Annotated in this window: 22 protein-coding genes; 9 read left to right on the top strand and 13 right to left on the bottom strand. The window is 74.8% G+C overall.

Annotated elements, in window-relative coordinates:
• Nucleotides 1–70: 70 nt before the first annotated feature.
• Both ACVCAH_RS00750 and ACVCAH_RS00745 read right to left on the bottom strand, forming a co-directional pair.
• Nucleotides 71–1,048: a Rossmann-like and DUF2520 domain-containing protein gene (locus tag ACVCAH_RS00750; protein WP_447134066.1), complete on the bottom strand. Its 978-nt coding sequence runs from the start codon at nt 1,046–1,048 to the stop codon at nt 71–73.
• Between the two features lie 149 nt (nt 1,049–1,197).
• On the bottom strand, nt 1,198–1,386 hold the full coding sequence (locus ACVCAH_RS00745; protein ID WP_447134065.1) for a hypothetical protein: 189 nt from the start codon (nt 1,384–1,386) through the stop codon (nt 1,198–1,200).
• 53 nt (nt 1,387–1,439) lie between these two features.
• Here ACVCAH_RS00745 and ACVCAH_RS00740 point away from each other — a divergent pair, with 53 nt between their 5' ends.
• Nucleotides 1,440–2,588, top strand: a complete 1,149-nt coding sequence (locus tag ACVCAH_RS00740) for an SAM-dependent methyltransferase (RefSeq protein WP_447134064.1) — start codon at nt 1,440–1,442, stop codon at nt 2,586–2,588.
• Nucleotides 2,585–3,772, top strand: a complete 1,188-nt coding sequence (locus ACVCAH_RS00735; protein ID WP_447134063.1) for an NADH-quinone oxidoreductase subunit D — start codon at nt 2,585–2,587, stop codon at nt 3,770–3,772. Before ACVCAH_RS00740 ends, ACVCAH_RS00735 begins: the two co-directional genes overlap by 4 nt.
• A 19-nt stretch (nt 3,773–3,791) precedes the next feature.
• Here ACVCAH_RS00735 and ACVCAH_RS00730 read toward each other — a convergent pair whose 3' ends face one another.
• The 4 genes from ACVCAH_RS00730 to ACVCAH_RS00715 form a co-directional block, all read right to left on the bottom strand.
• The gene (locus ACVCAH_RS00730; protein ID WP_447134062.1) at nt 3,792–5,327 is read right to left on the bottom strand and encodes a hypothetical protein; all 1,536 of its coding nucleotides are present in this window, start codon (nt 5,325–5,327) and stop codon (nt 3,792–3,794) included.
• Nucleotides 5,328–5,492: 165 nt separating this feature from the next.
• Nucleotides 5,493–6,497, bottom strand: coding sequence for a glycine betaine ABC transporter substrate-binding protein (locus ACVCAH_RS00725; RefSeq protein WP_447134061.1), 1,005 nt, complete (start codon nt 6,495–6,497; stop codon nt 5,493–5,495).
• Nucleotides 6,498–6,714: 217 nt separating this feature from the next.
• Nucleotides 6,715–7,437, bottom strand: a complete 723-nt coding sequence (locus tag ACVCAH_RS00720; protein ID WP_447134060.1) for an ABC transporter permease — start codon at nt 7,435–7,437, stop codon at nt 6,715–6,717.
• Between the two features lie 37 nt (nt 7,438–7,474).
• Nucleotides 7,475–8,164, bottom strand: coding sequence for an ABC transporter permease (locus ACVCAH_RS00715; RefSeq protein WP_447134059.1), 690 nt, complete (start codon nt 8,162–8,164; stop codon nt 7,475–7,477).
• A 2-nt stretch (nt 8,165–8,166) separates the two neighbouring features.
• Between ACVCAH_RS00715 and ACVCAH_RS00710 the strand changes: the two genes are divergently transcribed.
• The gene (locus ACVCAH_RS00710) at nt 8,167–9,159 is read left to right on the top strand and encodes an ABC transporter ATP-binding protein (RefSeq protein WP_447134058.1); all 993 of its coding nucleotides are present in this window, start codon (nt 8,167–8,169) and stop codon (nt 9,157–9,159) included.
• A 48-nt stretch (nt 9,160–9,207) separates the two neighbouring features.
• Here ACVCAH_RS00710 and ACVCAH_RS00705 read toward each other — a convergent pair whose 3' ends face one another.
• The 7 genes from ACVCAH_RS00705 to folP all read right to left on the bottom strand — a co-directional run bounded on the left by ACVCAH_RS00705 (nt 9,208) and on the right by folP (nt 13,843).
• On the bottom strand, nt 9,208–9,702 hold the full coding sequence (locus ACVCAH_RS00705) for a hypothetical protein (RefSeq protein WP_447134057.1): 495 nt from the start codon (nt 9,700–9,702) through the stop codon (nt 9,208–9,210).
• Nucleotides 9,703–9,743: 41 nt separating this feature from the next.
• Nucleotides 9,744–10,058 carry a hypothetical protein gene (locus tag ACVCAH_RS00700; protein ID WP_447134056.1) on the bottom strand — a complete coding sequence of 105 codons (315 nt, stop codon included), beginning with the start codon at nt 10,056–10,058 and terminating at the stop codon, nt 9,744–9,746.
• A gap of 54 nt (nt 10,059–10,112) precedes the next feature.
• Nucleotides 10,113–11,327, bottom strand: coding sequence for an ABC transporter permease (locus ACVCAH_RS00695; RefSeq protein ID WP_447134055.1), 1,215 nt, complete (start codon nt 11,325–11,327; stop codon nt 10,113–10,115).
• A gap of 118 nt (nt 11,328–11,445) precedes the next feature.
• The gene (locus tag ACVCAH_RS00690) at nt 11,446–11,982 is read right to left on the bottom strand and encodes a DUF3180 domain-containing protein (protein ID WP_447134054.1); all 537 of its coding nucleotides are present in this window, start codon (nt 11,980–11,982) and stop codon (nt 11,446–11,448) included.
• Nucleotides 11,983–12,081: 99 nt separating this feature from the next.
• The gene (gene folK / locus ACVCAH_RS00685) at nt 12,082–12,609 is read right to left on the bottom strand and encodes a 2-amino-4-hydroxy-6-hydroxymethyldihydropteridine diphosphokinase (protein WP_447134053.1); all 528 of its coding nucleotides are present in this window, start codon (nt 12,607–12,609) and stop codon (nt 12,082–12,084) included.
• Nucleotides 12,606–12,971: a dihydroneopterin aldolase gene (gene folB / locus ACVCAH_RS00680; protein ID WP_447134052.1), complete on the bottom strand. Its 366-nt coding sequence runs from the start codon at nt 12,969–12,971 to the stop codon at nt 12,606–12,608. Before folB ends, folK begins: the two co-directional genes overlap by 4 nt.
• Nucleotides 12,968–13,843, bottom strand: a complete 876-nt coding sequence (gene folP, locus ACVCAH_RS00675; protein WP_447134051.1) for a dihydropteroate synthase — start codon at nt 13,841–13,843, stop codon at nt 12,968–12,970. The genes folB and folP overlap by 4 nt, the downstream gene beginning before the upstream one ends.
• A gap of 353 nt (nt 13,844–14,196) precedes the next feature.
• Here folP and ACVCAH_RS00670 point away from each other — a divergent pair, with 353 nt between their 5' ends.
• The 6 genes from ACVCAH_RS00670 to ACVCAH_RS00645 are packed head-to-tail and all read left to right on the top strand — an operon-like array spanning nt 14,197 to nt 21,815.
• Nucleotides 14,197–14,511 (top strand): hypothetical protein, encoded by a 315-nt coding sequence (locus tag ACVCAH_RS00670; RefSeq protein ID WP_088996416.1) that lies wholly within the window; start codon nt 14,197–14,199, stop codon nt 14,509–14,511.
• Nucleotides 14,512–14,525: 14 nt separating this feature from the next.
• A complete protein-coding gene (locus ACVCAH_RS00665; RefSeq protein ID WP_447134050.1) occupies nt 14,526–14,888 on the top strand; it encodes a hypothetical protein in 363 nt (120 codons plus the stop codon).
• 34 nt (nt 14,889–14,922) lie between these two features.
• Nucleotides 14,923–18,168, top strand: a complete 3,246-nt coding sequence (locus tag ACVCAH_RS00660; protein ID WP_447134049.1) for an ATP-binding protein — start codon at nt 14,923–14,925, stop codon at nt 18,166–18,168.
• Nucleotide 18,169: 1 nt separating this feature from the next.
• Nucleotides 18,170–20,095, top strand: a complete 1,926-nt coding sequence (locus tag ACVCAH_RS00655) for an MFS transporter (protein WP_447134048.1) — start codon at nt 18,170–18,172, stop codon at nt 20,093–20,095.
• The gene (locus tag ACVCAH_RS00650; protein ID WP_447134047.1) at nt 20,092–20,649 is read left to right on the top strand and encodes a hypothetical protein; all 558 of its coding nucleotides are present in this window, start codon (nt 20,092–20,094) and stop codon (nt 20,647–20,649) included. The genes ACVCAH_RS00655 and ACVCAH_RS00650 overlap by 4 nt, the downstream gene beginning before the upstream one ends.
• Complete coding sequence (locus tag ACVCAH_RS00645; RefSeq protein WP_447134046.1) at nt 20,646–21,815, top strand: M23 family metallopeptidase; 1,170 nt, start codon at nt 20,646–20,648, stop codon at nt 21,813–21,815. The genes ACVCAH_RS00650 and ACVCAH_RS00645 overlap by 4 nt, the downstream gene beginning before the upstream one ends.
• Nucleotides 21,816–21,822: the final 7 nt, after the last annotated feature.

The following is a 21,822-nucleotide window of genomic DNA, read 5'->3' as shown; positions in this document are numbered from 1 at the left end:
GCCGGTCGTCACCTGCTCGATCACCGTGCCGCCTTCGTTCGCGACTGCGAACCCGACTCACTCCTCGCGCTCACGCGGCCACCTCCCGCGCCGTCCCGGCCAGCACGCCGAGCAGCGACTCCGCGTCGACCGGGCGCAGCCGGCCGGCGGCGATGGCGCGGTCCGCGGTGCGCCGGGCCAGCGCCAGGTAGGGCGCGACCGACTCCGGCGCGGTGGCGGCGAGCCGGGCCAGGTGCCGTTCCACCGTGCCGGCGTCGCCCCGGGACACCGGGCCGGTCAGCGCGTCGTCGCCGAGCCGCAGCGCGTTCTCCAGGGCGGCCCGCAGCAGCGGGGCGAGCACCTTCTCCGGCTGGGCCACCCCGGCGTCGCGCAGCCGGTCGGCCGCCTCGTTGACCAGGGTCACCAGGTGGTTGGCGCCGTGCGCCAGCGCCGCGTGGTAGAGCGGCCGGTCGGCCTCGCCCACCCACTCGGGCACGCCGCCGAGGTCGGCGACCAGCCGGGCGGCCAGCGGGCGCAGCTCGGCCGGGGCGGTCACCCCGTACGAGATGCCGGCGAGCCGGCCGAGGTCGTCCGGCGTACCGGTGAAGGTCATCGCGGGGTGCAGGGCCAGCGGCCGGGCGCCGACGGCCGCGGCCGGGGCGAGCACGGCCAGCCCGTGCGCGCCGGAGGTGTGCGCGACCACCTGGCCGGGGCGGAGCGCGCCGCTGTCGGCCAGGCCGGCGACCACCCCGGCGAGCGCGTCGTCCGGGACGGCGAGCAGCAGCAGGTCGGTGGCCGCCCGGGCCACCGAGGTGGCGGAGCGGCGGGGGACGCCGGGCAGCAGCAGGGCCAACCGGGCACGGCTGGCGCCGGAGACCCCGGCGGCGGCGACCACCCGGTGACCGGCGGCGGTGAGCGCGGCGCCCAGCACGGCACCGACCCGACCGGCGCCGATGACGCCGACGGTGAGGAAGCGGGGGGTGGTGACCGAGGCGCCGGGAAGGGCGCCGCCCGACGGTGCGGCGGCTCCACGTGGGGCCGCCGGACGCGGGCGCAGCGGTGCGCTCATGGCAGACGATCCAGTCCTCGAGAAGGGGTACCGGTCGACCGCAAGTATGCGCCGGGGCCACGATATTGAAACAAGGATGTGTGAAAACCTTCACCGACCGGGCGACCGGGCCGCCCCGGTGGCGCGGAGCGGCCCGGTGTGCGCGCGGATCAGTGGGTCGGGCGCGGGAAACCGGCGTCCAGGAACTTGAAGTTGGTGTCCGTCCGGGCCTCGCCGTCCTCGCCCGGGGCCTCCGGGGTGTTCCGGCCGTCGTGCACCACCAGCAGGCCGCCGGGGATCCCGGGCAGCGGGGTGGCGACCACGGCCGCGCCGTCACACTCCTGGGACCCGTTTCTCATGCCGGTGACCGTAGGGTCGGCACGGTGACGCACCCTGAACGTGGGATGAACTGATGTCGATGCGGTGGCGGGACGCGATGAGCCGGGCGCTCTACGGGCCGGGCGGGTTCTTCGTCTCCGGCGCCGGGCCGGCCGACCACTTCCGCACCAGCGTGCACGCCTCACCCGCGTTCGCCGGCGCGCTGCTCGGCCTCGTCTCGCAGGTCGACGCCGCCCTCGGCCACCCGGACCGGCTCGACGTGGTGGACGTGGGCGCTGGCCGGGGCGAACTGTTGCGGACCCTGGCGACCTTGGCGAGCTCCGCGACTTTCGAGGACGCCGGCGGGTTCGCGGTGGGGGTTTCCGGGGAGCCCACCCGCTCCGGGCGGTCAGGCTTGATCCCTCCGCGGGCGGGCTCCCCGGAAACCCCGACCTCCACGGCCGCCGTCCGCCCGGCGCCGCTCGCGCGGCGGCTGCGGCTCACCGCCGTCGAACTCGCCCCCCGACCCGAGGACCTTCCCGCGGAGATCGCCTGGTCTGATGAGATCCCGGCCGGGATCGTCGGGCTGCTCCTGGCCACCGAGTGGCTCGACAACGTGCCGCTGGACGTGGCGGTGCACACCGGCGACAGCTGGCGCCATTTGCTGGTCGACCCGGCAACCGGTGCGGAGAGCCTGGGTGACCCGGTCAGCCCGGAGGACGCCGAGTGGCTGGCGACCTGGTGGCCGGTTCCCGGCGCAGAGCGGTCCTCCCCCACGGCAATGCGCGCCGAGATCGGAAGGACCCGCGACGAGGCTTGGGCCGACGCGGTCAGGAAGATCGACCGAGGGCTGGCGCTGGCCGTGGACTACGGGCACCTGCGAGATAGCCGACCCGTAGACGGGACGTTGACCGGGTACCGGGGCGGGCGGCAGGTGCCGCCGGTGCCGGACGGGTCGTGTGACGTCACCGCACACGTCGCCATGGACTCCGCCGCCTCCGCCGGTGAGCGGGTCGCCCGGTGTGCGTACGCCCTGGTGCCGCAGCGGGAGGGGCTGCGGGCGCTCGGGGCGGACGGCGGCCGACCGCCGCTGAGCCTGGCCGCCCGCGACCCGGCCGGGTACGTGCGGGCGCTGGCCGCCGCGTCGACGGTGGCCGAGCTGACCGACCCGGCCGGGCTCGGTGGGCACTGGTGGCTGCGGCAACCGGTCGGCATCGATCCGGAGCCGTTCGTGGCACGATGACGGGCATGACCACGGACGCCGGCGACCTTCGCGAACTGACCGTCGGCACCGGGGCCGGCCTGGTGGCGGGCACCGGCGGGGAGCAGCTCGGCACCGACATGGTGCTCAACATCGGGCCGCAGCACCCCTCCACGCACGGCGTGCTGCGGCTGCGGTTGGTGCTCGACGGCGAGCGGGTGGTCGCCGCCGAGCCGATCGTCGGCTACATGCACCGGGGGGCGGAGAAGCTCTTCGAGGTACGCGACTACCGGCAGATCATCGTGCTGGCCAACCGGCACGACTGGCTGTCGGCGTTCGCCAACGAGCTGGGCGTGGTGCTCGCGGTCGAGCGGCTGATGGGCATGGAGGTGCCGGAGCGGGCGACCTGGCTGCGGATGGCCCTCGCCGAGCTGAACCGGGTGCTCAACCATTTGATGTTCCTCGGCTCGTACCCGCTGGAGATCGGCGCGATCACGCCGATGTTCTACGCCTTCCGGGAACGGGAGACCCTCCAGGCGGTGATGGAGGAGGTCTCCGGCGGCCGGATCCACTACATGTTCAACCGGGTCGGTGGGCTGAAGGAGGAGGTGCCGTCCGGCTGGACCGGCCGGGCGCGGGCCGCGATCGGCGAGGTACGCCGGCGCCTGCCCGACCTGGACAACCTGATCCGGCGCAACGACATCTTCCTGGCCCGTACCGTCGGCGTCGGGGTGCTGTCGGCCGCGGACGCCGCCGCGTTCGGCGCGTCCGGTCCGGTCGCCCGCGCCTCCGGGCTCGACCTGGACCTGCGCCGCGACGAGCCCTACCTGGCCTACGACCAGCTCGACGTGCCGGTGGTGACGAAGACCGCCGGCGACTGCCACGCCCGCTTCGAGGTGCTGCTCGACCAGGTGTACGCCTCACTCGACCTCGCCGAGCAGTGCCTGGACCGGGTGGACCGGCTGACCGGGCCGGTGAACACCCGACTGCCCAAGGTGCTCAAGGCCCCCGAGGGGCACACCTACGCCTGGACGGAGAACCCGCTCGGGATCAACGGCTACTACCTGGTGTCCCGGGGCGAGAAGACGCCGTGGCGGCTCAAGCTGCGCACCGCGTCGTACGCGAACGTGCAGGCACTGGCCACCCTGCTCCCCGGCTGCCTGGTGCCGGACCTGATCGCCATCCTCGGCTCGATGTTCTTCGTGGTCGGCGACATCGACAAGTGACCGGCCGGCGACCTGGCGGTCAGCGCCAGCGGTCGGCGGAACGGGCGCCGCCGGCGCGGGGCGCGTCTTCCTGCGGCGGGTAGCCGTAGCGCTGCTCCTCGCCGCGCGGCCGCCAGCGCTCCGGCTCTGGCTCGGGCTCGGGCTGGTAGCCGCGCGGCGGGTCGGACTGGTGCCCCCGTTGCCGGGGCGGGCGCCACTCCTGCGGCACCGGCACCCCGCCGACCGGCAACGCCGGCCGGTCCTCCGGCTCGGCCCAGGCGTCGCGCCGCCCCTCCTCGCCGTCCCGGTCGGGGCCCCGCCGGGCCGTCGCCCAGCGGTCCGCCACCCGGTACTCGGTGCCCCCCGCGTCGGCGAGCACCTCGGCGCGCCGTTCCCCGACCCGGACCTCCCGGCCGTGCTCGTCGTCGCGCACCGCCGCCCAGCGGTCACCGGCGCGCAACTGCGACCAGTAATCGCCGCTGTCGGGGTCCGCCTCGTCCGGCTGGTACGACCAGTCCCGCCCGGCCGGCTCGCGCCAGCCGGTGTCCCCGGTGCCGGCCCAGCCGCGGTCGTCGCGCTGCTCGGACCAACCCGGCTCGTCCCGTCGGCCGGACCAGCCCCGCTCGTCGCGCTGGCCGGGCCGGTCCCGCTCGTCCCGTGCCGCGGCCGGCGTGGACCAGCCGCGGTCGTCGTTGCGGCCGTCCGCGTCGCCGTACCCGGACCAGGGGCGGTCGTCCGGCTCTGCGGTGCCCCACGACCGCTCCTCGGCGTCCGGCGCCCACCGGCCGGCGTACCCGCCGCCGTAGCGGGTGCCCGACTCGCCGGGGGCGGCGCCGTCCACGATGGTGTGCCGGGTGGTGACGTGCACGGTCTCGGTGTGCCGGACCACCCCGAGCGGGCGGGGCGCGGCATCGGACCGGTTGTCGTGCTCCGCGGGCCGGGCCGCGCCGTAGACACCGGCCGAACCGGCGCTGGTCCGTTCGCCGCCGTACACCCCGCCGGGGCCCGGGGCCGGGCCGTCGGACGCGTACCGGGGGGTCGACTGCGGCCGGCGGGCGGGCTCCTCGTCGTCGCGTTCCGGCCGCCCCCACCGGGGCGCCGTCTCGTCCGGGACGCGGCCCCGGGCGGCGGGCATCTCGTCCGGTGCCTCCGCGGCCGGCACCCGGGCCCGGCCGGCGTCGGCCGGCTCGTCGCCGGCCAACGCGGCGACGCTGGCGTCGAGCCGCCGGCGCAGCCCGGTGACGGCCTCCTGGGCCCGCTGGGCCTGGTCGAGTGCCTGGTTGCCGCGCTGGGCCGCGGCGACGATCTCGCCCCGCAGTTCCCGCCGGAGCTGCTCGATCTCCTTCAGCAACTCCTCGGTGCCGTGCTGGCCGCCGCCGTCGGCGCGCAGCGCGATCGACAGGCCGATCAGCACCACGGCCAGGATGGCCAGCACGGCGGCGAACCGCAGCGGCCCGTTGCCGTCGGCCACCAGCAGGATCAGCGCCGCCACCGGGGCCAGTGCCACACCGATCCAGAAGAGCGCGGTGAGCAGTGGCGGATTGCGCTTGTCGGCGGGGGCGACCGGGGCTGGCATGGGTGTGCAGCCTACCGAGAGTTGCCGTGCCTGGGAACGGTCGGAAGCGTCCGCGGCCGGGCTTCACCGCGAGTTAACCGATGGTTGACAAGGGGCGACCCGCACCTCGGTTCGGCGGGTGCCCGGCGTGCCGGCCGGGGGTGGCCGGCACGCCGGACGGGTGGCTCAGCCGGTGGCCAGCGCCCCGTCGGAGGAGAAGACCAGCCCGACGCTGGCCGCGCCCGTCTTCAACGCGTTCTTGGTCTGCGGACCGCCCGCGTCAAGCGAGCTGAACGAGCCGGCCTTGAAGTCGTAGACCTCGACCAGCCCGGCCTGGCACTTCGGCCGCTGCGGGCACTCCGGCGGGCCGGCCAGCACGGTGGCCTGGCCGGAGCACTTCGCGGCGAGGTCGGAGAGGGTGCTGACGGCGTACTTGTCGGCGAACGCCTTGGTGACCGCGAAGGCGTTCTGGTCCTGTGCGGCGGAGGGCGCGCCGAAGGCGATGCCCACCTTGTCGCCGGCCGCCTTCAGCGCGGTGACCGTCTTGTCCAGGTCGGGCGAGGAGACCGGCTGGGCGTTCTGCCCGTTGGCCTTGGTGTTGAGGAACTCGGCCATGGTCGCCGCGTACTCCGGGACGACCTGGATCTCGCCCTTCTCCAGGGCCGGCTCGTAGAGCTCGCGGCTGCCGATCTGCTGCACCCGGACCTGGTAACCGGCGGCGGTCAGCGTGATCTTGTAGAGCTCGGCCAGGGTCTGGCTCTCGCTGAAGTTGCCGGCGCCGACCACGATCTGCCCGCCCGGGCCCTTGGCGATGCCGACGGTGAGGTTGTTGGCGGTGGCGAAGTCCTTCGCGGCCACCTCGGGCGTCTTGCGGTCCACGTCGACGGCCTTGTTGAGCTGGATCAGCTTCGGCGTGTCGAGCGCGGTGGAGACCTTGTCGAGCGCCGCGACCAGCGGCGGGGTGGCCACGTCGACGTTGACCGCCGGGATGATGTTGTCGGTGTTCTGGAGCTTCTTGTCGTCGTCGAGGACGACGAGCTGGTCGCCGGCGACGGGGGCGCAGCCGACCCCGCTGGCGCCCTGCTGGGGCGCGTCGGTGCCGGAGGAGCCGGCGTCGCCGCATCCGGTCAGGAGCCCGGCCGCCGCGAGGGCGCCGACCGCCCCCACCGCCAGGCGTGTACGTGCGCGCATGATGCCCGCCTTCCGTGTCCCGGCGCGACCCGTGTCGGGCCGGCCGCGTGTCCGACGGGCGACTGCTTGTCGATCGCCCGCGTTTCCACCCAACATCTTCCGCGGGGGTCCGACAACCTTGAGCGAGGTTCGTCACCGGATCGTCACGCCGGGGTCGGCACCGCCGATCCGTGCCCGGCCGGCCCGCCGGCTGGGTCCGCCGGTCAGCGGTGGCGGATCAGCCCCCGGCGACCGCGTCCGCCGCGCGCCGGTTCGCCCGGCGGCGGACCGGACGCAGCGGCCGGGGGGTGACCAGCCGCTCGACCACCGCCAGCACCAGCTCCACCAGCACCGCCAGCCCGGCCACCAGGACACCCCCGGCCAGGATCTGCCCGCCGCCGGCGGCGATGTCGAGCCCGAACCCGGCGCGGATGATCTGACCCAGCCCACCTCCGTTGACGAAGGAGGCCAGCGCCGCGGTGGCCACCACCTGCACCGCGGCCGTTCGGAAGCCGGCCGCGAGGTAGGGCACCGCGAGCGGCAGCTCGACCCGGCGCAGCAGCTGCCAACCGGAGAAGCCCATGCCGCGCGCCGCGTCCCGGGCCTCCGGGTCGGCCTGCCGCACCCCGGTGTACGCGTTGGCCAGCAGCGGCGGCACCGCGAAGACGGCCAGCGCCACCACCACGGCCGGGCGGCCGAAGCCGAGGAAGGTCAGCGGCAGGATGGTCAGCAGGGCGAGCGTCGGCACGGCGAGCGTGAGGTTGGCCACCAGCACGACGAGGCCGCCCCCGCGGCCGTTGTGCCCCAGCCAGAGCCCGATCGGCCAGGCGACCAGGCAGCCCAGCGCCACCGCGGCGGCGGACATCGACAGGTGCTCGCCGAGCCGGTCCAGGATGCCGCCGGGGTTCGTCCAGTTCAGCGGGTCGTTGAGCCAGACCACGGCCGCCTCGACCGGGTTCACCGCCGCCGCCTTCCGGGTCGTCGGGCAGGCCGGGCGCTCACGCGGCCCGCCCGCGCCGCAGCCAGGGGGTGAGCAGCCGGCCCACCCCGGCGAGGAGCAGGTCCAGCACCAGGGCGAGCAGGACGCAGAGCAGGGTCCCGGTCATGATCTGCGCCTTGTAGAAGTTGTTCTGGAAGCCGGCGAAGATGAGCTGCCCGAGACCGCCGCGCCCGATCACCACCCCGACGGTGACCAGGGCGACCGTGGAGACCGTGGCCAGCCGCAGCCCGGTGAGGATGCCGGGCAGGGCCAGCGGCAGCTCGATCCGGAACAGCCGTCCCCACCGGCCGTAGCCCATCCCCTCGGCCGCCTCCCGGACCTCGGGCGGCACCTGGTTGAGCCCGGCGATCGCGTTGCGCACGATCACCAGCAGCGCGTACAGCACCACCACGCTGAGCACGGTCACCGCGCCGATGCCCAGGTAGGGAGCGAGGAAGGCGAAGAGCGCCAGCGACGGGACCGTGTAGAGCACGCCGGTGAGTGCGAGAATCGGGCCGGCGAGCCGGCGGAACCAGTACGCCGCCACGGCGAGCGGCAACGCGACCAGGGCGGCGATCAGCACCGCGCGGGCGGTCAGCGAGGCGTGCTCCCGCACCGCGGCGAGGATCGTGTCAGAGTTGTCCCGCACGTACTGCCAGGAGAACCACGGGTTACCCGGGTCGGCTCGGTAGCTCAGGCGGAAGGACACAGGTGGACGTTACCCCGGAGACCGGCGGCGGGCCGCGCGCGGCGTCGATCAGCCTGGAGGGCATCCGCAAGCGCTACCCCGACGGCACCGAGGCGGTCCGCGAGCTCAGCCTCGACATCAAGGCCGGCGAACTGGTGGTGCTGATCGGGCCGTCCGGCTGCGGCAAGTCCACCGTGCTCCGGATGATCAACCGACTGGTCGAGCCGACCGGAGGCCGGATCCTGCTCGGCGACGAGGACGTGACCCGGACGGACCCGGTCCGGCTGCGCCGCCGGATCGGCTACGTGATCCAGAACGTCGGGCTCTTTCCACACCAGACGGTCAGCGCCAACGTCGCCACCGTGCCCCGGCTGCTCGGCTGGCCCGGCGAGCGCAGCCGGCGCCGGGTCGACGAGCTGCTGGAACTGGTCGGGTTGGACCCGGCACAGTTCGGCCGGCGGTACCCGCACGAGCTCTCCGGCGGGCAGCGGCAGCGGGTCGGGGTGGCCCGGGCACTGGCCGCCGATCCGGTGGTGCTGCTGATGGACGAGCCGTTCTCGGCCGTCGACCCGATCGTGCGCAGCCGGTTGCAGGAGGAGTTCCTGCGGCTGCAGGCCGAGGTGCGCAAGACGATCGTGCTGGTCACCCACGACCTGGACGAGGCGGTGCGGCTCGGCGACCGGATCGCGGTGCTGTCCCAGGGTGGCCACCTGGAGCAGTACGACACTCCGGCGGCCCTGCTCGGGTCGCCCGCCACGCCGTTCGTCCGGGAGTTCGTCGGCGCCGACCGGGGGATCCGGCGGCTGGTGGTCACCCCGGTCACCCGGGAGATGCTGGCGCCGCTGGCCGACGCGCCGCCCGACCTGCCGGCCGTCCCGCTCGGCGGGCCGGCGTACGACGCGCTCGCGGTGCTGCTGACCGCGGCCGCCGACCGGGTGCTGGTCACCGACGGGGGGCGGCCGGTCGGCGTGCTCACCCGGGCCGGGCTGCTCGACATCGGCCGGCCCGAGCGCTGAGACCGCGCCGGCCGCTGCGAGCGTCGGGGCGCGGACGACCGGCCGGGCTCAGGCCCGCCCGCCCAGGCTGGCCGTGCCCACGATCCAGCCGGCGAAGAAGCCGTACGAGGCGCCGGTGCCGGCGGCCTGGAACGCCGCGAGCAGCGTCGGGTCCGGCCCGAGGAACGCCGCGAGCAGCGACGCCAGGCCGCCGGCCAGGACGTACGCGGCCCAGCCGGAGCAGAACTGGCTGACCGAACCCTGCACCCGGGCCACCTGGGCCGCGGGCAGCAGGTAGAGGAAGGTGGCCGCGAGCGCCACCACCAGCACCGCGCGCAGGTTGCCGGCCAGCAGCCCGCCGTCGGAGCCGGTGAGCCGCCAGGCCGGCCAGCCGAGCAGCCGCAGGAACCAGCCGCCGGCGGAGTTCGGGTCGGTGTGGCCCTGGGCCCAGCCGACGTACGCCGGGCTGCCGCCGACCGCGACCAGGACGAACGCCGCCAGCGCACCGGTGCCCGCCGCCGTGCCGTAGCGGCCGATGCGTCGCGGCCGGTTGGTGAGGGCCATGCCGGGTCAGCTCCCGGCGGCCCGCTCGACGCCGGCCGGGGTCACTTCGGGTGCTTCATGAGGTAGTCGATGAAGGCGGCGCGCAGCAGCGGCTCCGACTCCTCGTAGCCGTGACCGGTCAGCTCCCGCCACAGCGCGTTGGCCTCGTCGATGATCGGTCCGACCGAGTTCGGCGCCCCGTCCAGCACGGCGGCCTCGTCCGCGTTCGGCAGGTGCCGCAGCACCGACCAGAAGAAGCCCGCGTCACGGCGTTCCCGGGCGACCGCGAACGCGCGCTCCCGCAGCTCCTCAGTGGACAGGGCGTCGAGTGCGGAGAACGACGGGCCGGCCCCGGGGGTCGATGGTGTGTCGGTCATGCCGCCGAGCCTAACCGCCGAGATCACCCGGGGCCCGGTGGACGCCGCAGCGGCTCACCGGCCGGCATCGTCCCACCGGCGCGGCCCGGTCTCCCACTGCGGCCCGTTCCACGGGTCCGCCGGGCTCTCGATGGGCTGCGTGGGCAGCGTGGGCGGCCAACTGTCGGCCGGGCCCGACCGGGGCACCGTCCAGCCGGTGCTGATCCGGCCGTCCCCGCCCAGGGAGGACTCCGCCGCCGTTCCGGCCCCGGGCCGCCCCAACGCCTCGACCAGCCGGGTGACCACCAGCCCGACGCCCAGGGCCACGCCGCCGACCGCCCAGCGGCTCAACGTCCAGCCCCGCGCCTGCGCGTAGGCCAGGAAGAGCGCCACCAGGCAGACCGCCAGCAGGGTGCCGAAGACGCCGCCCCGCCGGCCGTACGCGCTGGTCCCGGCGAGCAGCGCCGCGCCCACCGCGAGCACCGTCCAGTCCAGCCCGGGCGTGGGCGCCACCGGACCGCCGCCGCCGCTGGCCACCAGAACGCCGGCCAGCAAGGCCAGCACGGTCGAGCCGACCATCGCCCCGACGGCGACGAACGCCGCCGCCGCGCCCCGGCGCCGGGCCGGATCGGCGACCGGGCGGAACCGGCCGAGCAACCGGCGGACCGGCCGCACCGCCCCGAGCAGGCCGCCGAGCACGGCGACTGCCGCGAACCCGGCGAAGAGCTGGGCGGCCCCGCTGCGCGGGTCGTACCCGCCCTGTACCAGCACCGGCGCGGAGCGCTGCTCGATGTACACGACCACCCCGGCCGCGCCGGCGAGGCTCGCCGCCCAGGCCGGGACGTGCAGCACCACCACGGCCAGCGCCACCGCGAGCCCGCCGACGGCGGCCACCGCGGCGGCCGGGGCGACGGCGTCCAGCACACCCCGGTCGCCCTGCTCGGCCACGTGCAGCGCGGCGGCCACCGCGACCGGGCCGATGGCCAGGTTGACCGCGGCGGTACGCAGGCTCAGCCCGGCGGCCAGCGCCAGCAGGCCGAGGGTGGTCACCTCGATGAGCAGGGAGCGCAGGTCGTCGCCGCGCAGGGCCTCCGGGCTCTCCCGCCAGAGCAGGAAACCCAGCACGCCCACCGCGACCAGCAGCAGCGACTCCCAGATCAGGTGCACGGCCATCCGGTCCCGGCCGGGCTCGCCGTGCGCGGGGTCGTCGAAGACGTTCTCCAGGACGGCGGCCGGTACCCCGGACGAGGGTTCATCCGACCCGTCGCGCCCCGGTTCGTCGTACGCCATCAACGCCTCCCACCCTGGCCGGTCGTCCAGGTCCGACGCACGGGCGGACCGGGGCGGCCGTTGCTCTCCGGTCGCCAGGCACGGTAACCGGCGCAGGCAGCCGTGCGTAACCCCCGGATCAGCGCGGGCCGGGGCGGCTGTCCCGGTCGCCCGGTTCGCGGTCCTCGTCGTCCTGTTGCTCGGGAACCCGGCAGGAGCGCTCCAGCCAGAGCGCGGCGGCGACCAGGGCGAGCGAGGCGAGCAGCCCCGCGCCGGCGGCCGGCCGGTCCTCCGTCGCGGCGCGGGTGTTCTCCACGAAGAGCCAGCCGGTCAGGCCGGCGTAGCCACCGGTGAAGATGGCGCCGGCCAGCGAGGACGCCTTGGCCAGCACCACGAACCGGGCGACCATCAGCGGGTTGACCGGGTCGCGGCCCGGGCGGCGCTCGATCCGGCCCCGGGTGTTGATCGCGGCGTACGCCTCGAGCACGGCGAGCCCGGCCAGGGTGACCACGGGCAGCCAGGGCAGCCGGGGCAGGCCACTGTAGTAGAGGCCGCTGATCAGCAGCCAGGCCGCCGCCGCTGCGGCGAGGGCGGCCACCACGAGGGTGGAGATCCGGGTCGGGCCCATCCGGCCGGGACCCGGCCGGCCGGGGGGTCGGGACTGCGCCTGGGTCATGCCGGCCGGCTCCACTGGCTCATGCCGGCACTCCGCTCCGCTGCGTGCCGCCATGAGGCACCACCGCGCTGAGCTGATGATTCGCTCGCTGGCGCTCGCTCATGCCGTCGACTCTATCGCCAGTTCCGGCCGGGGGCGCAGATCCAGGGCGTCGGCGGCGGCCGGCCCGGTGGTGAGCAGGTCGGTCAGCCAGCCGTGGCCGGGCAGCCGGCCGTACGGCTGGATGTCGATCCACGGCCGCAGCACGAACGCCCGCAGGTGCGCCCGGGGGTGCGGCAGGGTCAGCTCGGGGTCGTCGCTGAGCACCGGCTCGTCGTCGTCGGTCCAGACGGCGATGACGTCGACGTCGAGGGTGCGCGGGCCGAACCGGCGGGCCGGGTCACGGGTGCGGCCGGCGGCCCGCTCGGCCGCGCGGGCCCGCTCCAGCCAGTCCCGCGGGGTCGCCGCCGGATCCGCGGCCAGCAGCACCGCGTTGAGGTACGCGGGCTGGTCGACGTCGCCCCACGGCGGCGTCTCGTACACCCCGGACACCACCAGCACGGTGTCGCCGAGCGCGCGGACCGCCGTGCGCAGGTGGTCGAGCCGGTCGCCGAGGTTGCTGCCCAGCGAGAGGACCGCCCGGGTCACCGGGCACGCGACCGGGTCATGGTGACGGCCACGTCGGTGAAGGCGTGCGGGACCGGCGCCTCGGGCTTGTGCACGGTCACCGTCGCGGTGACCACCCGGGGATCGGCCAGGCAGACCGCCAGCAGCCGGTCGGCCAGCGTCTCGATCAGGTTGACCGGCTCGCCGGTCACCACCGCGACCAGCCGCTCGGCCAGTTCGCCGTAGTGGACGGTGTCGGCCACGTCGTCGGAGCGCGCGGCCGGGGCCAGGTCCAGCTCCAGCACGGCGTCGACGACGAAGTCCTGGCCCTGCTCGCGCTCGAAGTCGTAGACCCCGTGCCGGCCGTGGGCCCGCAGGCCGGTCAGCTCGATCCGGTCCGTCACCGGTCTCCTCCTCGGGTCGGCACGGGCCCGGTGGCGACGAGGCGGGGGCGGCCGGTGGCCTGCCAGACCGCCAGCGCGTCCACGGTGGCCCGGACGTCGTGCACGCGTACGCCCCAGGCGCCGGCCGCCACCGCGAGCACGCTGGTCGCGACCGTGGCCGCCTCCCGGCCGCCGGTCGGGCGCGGGGTGCCGTCCGGGCCGGCCAGCAGCCGGCCCAGGTACGACTTCCGGCTGGCCCCGAACAGCAGCGGGAAGCCGAGGTCGAGCAGCTCGGGCAGCCGGGCGCTGAGCTCCCAGTTGTGGGTGGCGGTCTTGGCGAAGCCCAGCCCCGGGTCGACCACGATCCGGTCGGCGGCGACCCCGGCGCGCAGCGCCTCGTCGACCCGCTGGCCCAGCTCGGCGCGGACGTCGGCGACCACGTCGGTGTAGCTGGCCAGCTCCCGCATCCCCCGGGAGTGGCCGCGCCAGTGCATCAGCACCCAGGGACAGCCGGCGTCGCGCACCACCCGGACCATGTCCGGGTCGGCGAGGCCGCCGGAGACGTCGTTGACCACCGCCGCCCCGGCCGCGAGCGCGGCCTCGGCCACCCGCGCCCGGCTGGTGTCGATGCTGGTCGGCACGCCCGCGGCGGCCAGCTCCCGGATCACCGGGACCACCCGGGCCACCTCGGTCTCCGCGTCCACCCGGTCGGCGCCGGGCCGGGTCGACTCGCCGCCGACGTCCACCAGGTGGGCGCCCTCGGCCCGCAGCCGCACGCCGTGTCCGACGGCGGCGTCCAGGTCGGCGTACCGTCCGCCGTCGGAGAACGAGTCGGGCGTGACGTTGAGGACGCCCATCACCACCGGGGCCGGGGCCCGTACCAGATCGGTCACGGCTAGACGGTACCGGTCGCCGGACGGCCCGGAGGGGCCCGGGTGGCCGCCCGTACGGCACCCCTGACAAGGGCATTGGAACAGGTGTACGATCGGTCGTCCGGGTCGGATCGGGCAGTCTCTTCGCGGCTTGTCGCAAACAGGGCCGGCCCGTACGCTTTGGAATTGCCCAGCATCGAGATGGCGAAGCCTGGAGGGAGGGCCGAAGCGGGAAATACCGCCCAAAGCTCACCACTCAGCGTGGTGGGTAACGAACGCAGGGTCCCGCACGCTGCGCACAGTGAGCACCGTTCCCGCCAGGCATGCCTACTGCACCGCCGCGGCGCCGCCGGCCGCGATTTGGGGAGGTTCCAGTGATCGCCATCGAGCTGATGGAGACGGCGTCGTCCACCGCCGCCCACCTGCTCTCCACCCTGGCGTCGACTCCACTCGCCGAGCCGGCGCCGAAGGGCATCGACACCGAGGGCGTCGTCACCTTCTTCGCCAGCAAGATCGCGCCGATCCTGCTCGCCGTCCTGGGCGTCATCTTCATCGGGCGGGCCAGCCGGGGCGAGATCTCCAAGGTGCTGACGAGCTCCGCCATCGCCATCGTCGGGCTCGCGTTCATCGCCGGAGCGGCCACGCTCTTCTTCATCGGCGACTACCTGATCGACCTGATCTTCGAATAGGCGCCGGGCTCGACATGCGGCTGCGCACCGACGACGACATCTACCGGGCTCGCCTGGTCTACCTCGGGCCGCCCGGTTACACCCTTCCGGTCCACCTGCCGTACGCCCAGTACGGGCTGTTCATGCTGCTCGTCCCCCTCTACATGTTCATCCACTGGCTGTTCACGCTGAAGGTGGAGCTCTTCCCGGCCTGGGAGATCGCGCTCGCCATCGTGACCACCTCGTTCGTCTTCCGGTACGTCGACCCGGACCGGCCGGCGCGGATGGTGATCCGCACCGCGCTGACCGACTGGCGGCGCACCCGGGAGCCGGCCGCCGAGCAGCGCGATCCGCGCCTGGTCGGCAGCCGGATCAGGATCCGGGAGGAACTGGCATGACCGGGCAGTCGTACGACGCGGGTGAGGCGATCGCATGAACCGCTCTTCCACGCCGGGCTCCCCGGCCGGGCGTCCGGCCGCCCCGCCCGGTAACCGTGCGCGATCATTCGACTACGCCGACGATCCGGAGCTGGACGAGGCCACCCTCGACCCGGCGCTGGTGCCCACCCCCGGGCACGGCGGGGTGGGCGTCTTCCAGGCGCCCCGCCCGGTGCCGCGCCGGGCCGCCGCCGAGCCCGCGCCGGCACCGTCCACCAGCGACAGCGCCGACATCGACTCCCCCTTCCTCGACCTCTTCGGCGCAGCCCACCCGGGGGCGGCCCGCCCGGCGCCGCCCCGCCCCGGCGCCGAGCGCGAACAGCCGGCGCTCCCGCAGCAGCCGGCCCCCGCGCCCCTGCCCGCGGGGCCGGCGGCGGCCGAGGCCGCCCCGGCGCCACCCGCACCCGTCGAGGACGCCGCCCCGACGTACCAGCCGCCGGCCCGCCCCCGGGTGCCGCAGCAGCCCGGCGACCGGCTGCCCGTAGTGCGCCCGCCGGCGGAGCCGGAGCCCGCGCCGGCCCGCCCGGCCACCGGCGCGCCCGAGCTGCCCGGCCGCCCGGCCCGGCGGGCGGCGAAGCAACTGCCCGAGCGGTCCGCCACCCGAGAGGTCAGCCCGCCGCGGCAGCGCGCCGCCGCACGCCGCGACCAGCCGGCCAAGCCGGTCCGGGTCAAGCCACCGAAGATCAAGTTCGGTGACCGGGACCCGGCCGTGGAGCTGGCCATCACCGAGATCGCCGGGCACCTCACCTTCACCCCGAACACCGTCACCGCCTGGTACTGGCTGCCCGAGGTGCGCTGGGCGTTCCGGCCGGACGCCGAGCGGGAGGCGCTGCTGTCGGCGATCTCCGAGCAGTACGCGGGCCTCGCCGGCTTCCGGCTGCACCTGCGGCGCACCACCCGGCCCTTCCCGGCCGACGAGTGGGCCCGCACCATCGACGCGCACACCCGCGCACCGCTGCCCGACGTGCCCGGCACGCCGGGCTGGGCCGACCATCTGGTGGCCGCCCAACGGCACCTGCTCTCGGTCAACCACGCCGAGGGCCAGACCTACCTCGGGGTCACCTTCGCCCGGCGGTCGCTCGGCGACTCGCTCACCGAACGACTGCTGCGCACCTTCGGCCGGGGCGTGGCCGAGGGCGAACGCCGCCGACTGGGCCGGACCGTCGAGCAGTTCGACGAGGTGCTGGGCGCGTTCGGCATGCGCGGACGGCGGGTCACCGCGCAGGAGCTGGAGTGGCTGCTCTACCGCTCGGTGGCGCTCTGCATGGCGCCGCCCGGCTCGCTCTCCCCGGTCACCGACGGCCGGTGGGAACGCGGCGACCTGTTGGCCCTCACCGAGCAGGTGGAGCGCTACCGCACGCCGTACGGCTCGACGGTCAAGCTGGTCAACCGGGTGACCGGCGAGGAACGGCACGTCGCGGTGCTGGCAGTGGGCCGGATGGAGCCGCTGGAGATCCCCGAGCGGCACGAGCCCTGGCTGCACTTCCACGAGCGGCTGCCCTGGCCGATGGAGCTCTCCACCCGGGTCGACATCCTCGGTCCCGGCGACTCCTTCCGTAACCTCGAACACCGGCTGCGGATGATCCGCTCGCAGCAGCTCGACTACGCCGAGCACGGCATCGACGCCCCGCCCGAGCTGGAGCGGCTGGCCAAGCGGGCGCTGGTGATCGGCGACGAGATGACCACCGGGCTGCCCGTCGACTCCGCCCGCGCGCACGGCTGGCACCGCATCGCGGTCGGCGGCCGCACCCGCGAGGAGTGCCTGGAACGGGCCCGGCGGCTGGTCCAGCTCTACTCCCGCGAGCTGCGCATCTCGCTGCAACACCCGAAGAACCAGGACTGGCTGGCCCGCGAGTTCATCCCCGGCGAACCGATCGCCAACACCGGCTACGTCCGGCGGATGCCGGTCAACCTGCTCGCCGCCGCGCTGCCGCAGGCCGCGTCCACCGTCGGCGACCGGCGTGGCGACCTGATCGGCCGGACGGCCGGCACCTGCCGCCGGCCGGTCTTCCTCGACCTGCACTACCCCATGGAGGTACGCGAGCGGTCCGGGCTCGCCGTCTTCGTGGCCGAGCCGGGCGGCGGCAAGTCCACCCTGCTCGGCGCGCTCGGCTACCTGGCCGCCCGGCGCGGCGTGCAGGTGACCCTGCTCGACCCGTCCGGCCCGCTGGCCCGGCTCTGCGCGATGCCGGAACTGCGTCCGTACTCGCGGGTGCTCAACCTGACCGGCTCGGAGCAGGGCACCCTGGCGCCGTACTCCCTCATCCCCACCCCGCTGCGCAGCGAGTTCGGCCCCGGCGCGGCCGGCGACCGGGAGTTCGAGATCGCCGTCTCCAACGCCCGGGCCGAGCGGCGGATGCTGGTGCAGGACATCTGCATGATGCTGGTGCCGCCCCAGGTGGCCCGGGAGGCCAGCACCGCCACCCTCTTCCGGCACGCCGTACGTCAGGTGCCGGCGGAGGAGACCTCCACCCTGGACGACGTGGTCACCATGCTGGGGCAGGTGGACGACGACGCCGGCAAGGAACTGGCCAACCTGCTGCTGGACACCGCCGAGATGCCGCTGGCCATGCTCTTCTTCGGCCGGCCGCCGGAGGGACTGCTCGGTCCGGACGCGGCGCTCACCGTGATCACCATGGCCGGCCTCCGGCTGCCCGACCTGAAGATCGAGCGGGAGTACTGGTCGGCCGAGGAGGCGCTCGCCCTGCCGATGCTGCACACCGCGCACCGGCTCGCCGTCCGCCGCTGCTACGGCGGGTCGATGTCGTCGCGGAAGCTGGTCGGTCTGGACGAGGCGCACTTCATGGAGGGCTGGCGCTCCGGGCGCTCCTTCCTGGTCCGGCTCGCCCGGGACTCCCGCAAGTGGAACCTCGCCGCGCTGGTGGCCTCGCAGAACCCGCGCGACATCCTCGGCCTCGACGTGCAGAACCTCGTCTCCACTGTCTTCGTCGGCCGGATCGCCGAGGACACCGAGATCGCCTCCGAGGCGCTGCGCCTGCTCCGGGTGCCGGTCAACGACGGCTACGAGGCCACCCTCGCCTCGCTGTCGACCGCGGACGCCACCTCGGCCAACCGGCTCGGCTTCCGCGAGTTCGTGATGCGCGACGTCGACGGGCGGGTGCAGAAGGTCCGGGTCGACGTCTCGTACGTCGAGGGGCTGCTGGACCACCTCGACACCACACCCGCCGCGGTCGCCGCCGCGACCGGCGTGCTGCCGACCGTGCCGGACCTGGAGGCGTGACATGGCGAGGGCCCGGGCACGGACAGCCTCGCTCCTCCTCGCCCTCGGCATCCTCGCCGGGGCCACCATCGGCTGGCCGGCGGTCGGCGCGGCGTCGGCAGCCCCGGTCGTCGCCACCCAGGCATCCGCCGACCTCTGCACCACGCCGGAGTGGCAGGCCGACTTCCGCGCCTGTGTGGCCAAGCTGAAGGACGTATCCGCAGCTCGGGCCGACTGCCTCGAGGCACCCACGCCGGGAACCCCTGACGCGGGGCTCGCCGGCTGGTTCGCGAGCGCGCCCCCGGAGGCTGCGACCGGCGGGGTGACCGGTCGGTACAGCCTCTATGGATACGCGGGCTACAGCTACACGACATACGACGTCGGTTGCGCAGCGCCCGTGCTGCATCCCGACTACAAGTTCACCACCACCATCGCGAACGGCGAATTCATGATCGCCACGGCGGTGATCGGAGCCTCGAACGCGTTGCGCGAGCGGGCCTGGGATCCGCGTTCGATGTGGGGCTGGGCCGACCCGCTGGTGGAGCAGGCCACCAAGGCCGTCTACCAGAAGGTGTTCAGCGTCTTCGGCATCATCACCCTCTGCGTGGTCGGGCTCTACCTGCTCTGGCGCTCCCGCCAGTCGGACATGAGCAACGCGATGACCACGGCGGGCTGGGCGCTGCTGGTGATGGTCGCGGTCACCGCCCTGGCGGCCTGGCCGGTCAAGTCGGCGAACGTCGCCGACGGCACCCTCGTCACCACCCTCGGCGTGGTCCACGACGCGGTCGGCCCACAGGCCAGGGACGTGGCGCCGGGCCGATGCATCGATCCGAATCCGGACCGGTGCAAGGACCATCGCCCTCCCGCCGTCCGGGCGAGCGACACTGCCACCGAATCCATGCTCTACCGGAACTGGCTGCGCGGCGTACTGGGTTCCGCGGACAGCGAGACCGCCAAGAAGTACGGCCCGGCCCTGTACGACGCACGATCCTTGACCTGGGGTGAGGCGCGCTCCATGCGCGCCAATCCCGCGACCCGCCAGGCGACCATCTCCGCGAAACAGCAGCAGTGGATGAAGGTGGCGGAGCAGATCCGGATGGAGGATCCGGAGGCGTACGAATACCTCCAGGGCGTGCGGGACATGGATCGGGTCGGCGCCGGGTTCATCGCCGTCCTCGCCTCGGTGCTGTTCGCGATGTTCGACCTGACCGCGTCGCTGCTGGTCCTGCTGGGCTTCCTGATCTTCCGATGGGCGGTAATCGCGGCACCGATCCTGGGCACGGTCGGCCTGCTGCGCCCGGCCAGCGCGGGGCTACGTCGGCTGGCGAACGCGGTGGTCGCCGCGGTCTTCAACATCGCCATCTTCGGCACCGGGGCCGCCATCTACCTCTTCGCGGTCGACCTCATCATGAGCACGACCACGCTGCCCGGTTGGCTCCAGGTGGTGCTGGTCTGGCTCTGCGGCGTGGTCGGCTGGCTGCTGCTGCGTCCCTACCGCCGGATCACCCAACTCGGCGGCAAGGACAGCAGCGAGGCGGTCAGCTCGGCCGGTTCCTGGCACCGACGCTTCTTCCGGGACATGCGCACCGCCGCCCGGCTGGACGTGGCGGAGCCGGGCGGCACCGTCGAGCCCGCGATGGGCAAGCGCCGCACCGTCGTGGCGGAGCAGACCCGCCTGCGCCCCGAGGCGCGGCACGAGGATCCGGCGCACGCCGCCGGCGGTGCCGACCGGCAGCGGCCGGACGGCCGGGACACGGCGGGCGAGGAGACCGCACCGGAGGACCAGGGCGGCGGCGGCCGGCCGATCGCGCCCCGGCCCCGCCGCCGGGCCACCTGGACCGAGCCGGACGTGCCCGAGGAGAGCCCGTCCTACGTCATCTACCGCCCGGGCACGGCCGACAGCCCGCCCGACCGGCCCGTTCCCCGGATCCGCTCCGAGGCACGGTGAGTGCGGTGCGGCGGGCCCTGGAGTTCCTGGTCACCCGGGCGCTGCGGTCCCGGCTGGGGATCGCGCTCGCGATCGCCGTGGTGGTGTTCGGCATCATCGGCGCGGCCCGGCTGGTCGCCGGCCCCGGTGACCCGACGAGTGGCCTGGCCAACCGGCCGAGCCAGCCGGTCACCACCGTCGAACCGCACGTGCGCGACGACGGCGCGATCGCCACCGGCGCGCCGGCCTCGCCGGTCACCCGCCCGGGTGCCCGCACCCCCGAGCAGACGGCGGAGCGCTTCGTCGCCGCATGGCTGGGTAGGCCCGGCCTGACCGCCGATCAGTGGCACGAGGGTCTGCGGCCGCTCTCCACTCCGGGACTGACCGAGAAGCTCGCCGGCGCCGAGCCGGCGGGAGTGCCGGCCGAGCAGGTGACCGGTGAGGTCACGCTCCGGCCCCGCACCGAGACCTTCGTCGAGGCCCTGGTGCCGCTGGACACCGGGCGCCTCAGGCTGGAACTGGTGGCCCCCGACGGGCAGTGGCTGGTCGACGCGGTGGACTGGGAGCAGGCATGAGCGACGAGATGCGACCGCCCCGGCGACGGCTCCGGCTCGGCGCGCTGGCCGCCTTCCTCACCGGGGCCCTGGCCCTGCTCTGCTGCGCCGGTGGAACCGCCGCCTTCTTCCTCACCGAACTGGGCGGCGACGCCGGCGAGCAGCTGACCCTGGCCGGCCAGGAATGCACGGAGGACTTCCAGGTCAACGCGACCGGGAAGATGCCCCGCATGTCGGAGTACGGCGACATCCAGCTGCGCAACGCGGCACGGATCATCAAGGTCGGGCAGGAGATGAAGGTGCCGCCGCGCGGCTGGGTGATCGCGGTGGCGACCGCGATGCAGGAGTCCGGCCTGCGGAACCTGGCCAACCGGACGGTCGGGCAGTCGCGTGACCTCCCGAACGAGGGGGTCGGCGCCGACCACGACTCCGTCGGCCTGTTCCAGCAGCGAGCCAACTGGGGCAGCGTCGCGCAGCGGATGACCCCCGAGTACGCCGCCCGCAAGTTCTACGAGAAGCTGCTCGACGTACCCGGATGGCAGCGGATGCCGCTGACCCGGGCGGCGCAGAAGGTACAGATCAGCGCCTTCCCGGACGCGTACGCCAAGCACGAGACGCTGGCCTCACGGATCGTCGACGCGCTGGCCGGCGGCGCGGCCCGCACGGCGCAGATCGGCGACCGGCAGGTGTGCGACGCGGCCTCCGGCGCGGAGATCGCCGCCTCCGGGTGGACGGCTCCGATTCCGGGCGGTGTCGGTTCCGGCTTCCGTACCGCGAGTCGGCCCGGCCACAACGGGGTCGACATCGCCGCCCGGAAGGGCACCCCGATCCACGTCGCGGCCAGCGGCCGGGTGCTGGTGTCGCAGTGCGACCCGGACAACGCCGGCCGGCTGAACTGCGATGTGGACGGCTGGCCGGGCAAGGGCGGCTGCGGCTGGTTCGTCGACGTGCTGCACGCCGGCGGCACGGTCACCCGCTACTGCCACCTGGTCTCGAAGCCCCGCGTCCGGGTCGGCCAGACGGTGCAGGCCGGCGAGGTGATCGGCGAGGTGGGCAGCAGCGGCAACTCCTCCGGCCCCCACCTGCACTTCGAGGTGCACACCGACGGCGACAGGAGCAGCCGCAGCGCCATCGACCCGGCGCCGTTCATGCGGTCGCGGGGCGCGCCGCTCAAGCACGCGGGATGAGACGCTC

Source organism: Micromonospora sp. LZ34 (assembly GCF_052981855.1).
Note: the sequence above shows the minus strand (reverse complement) of the source record. Positions and strands in the feature narration are given on the sequence as shown.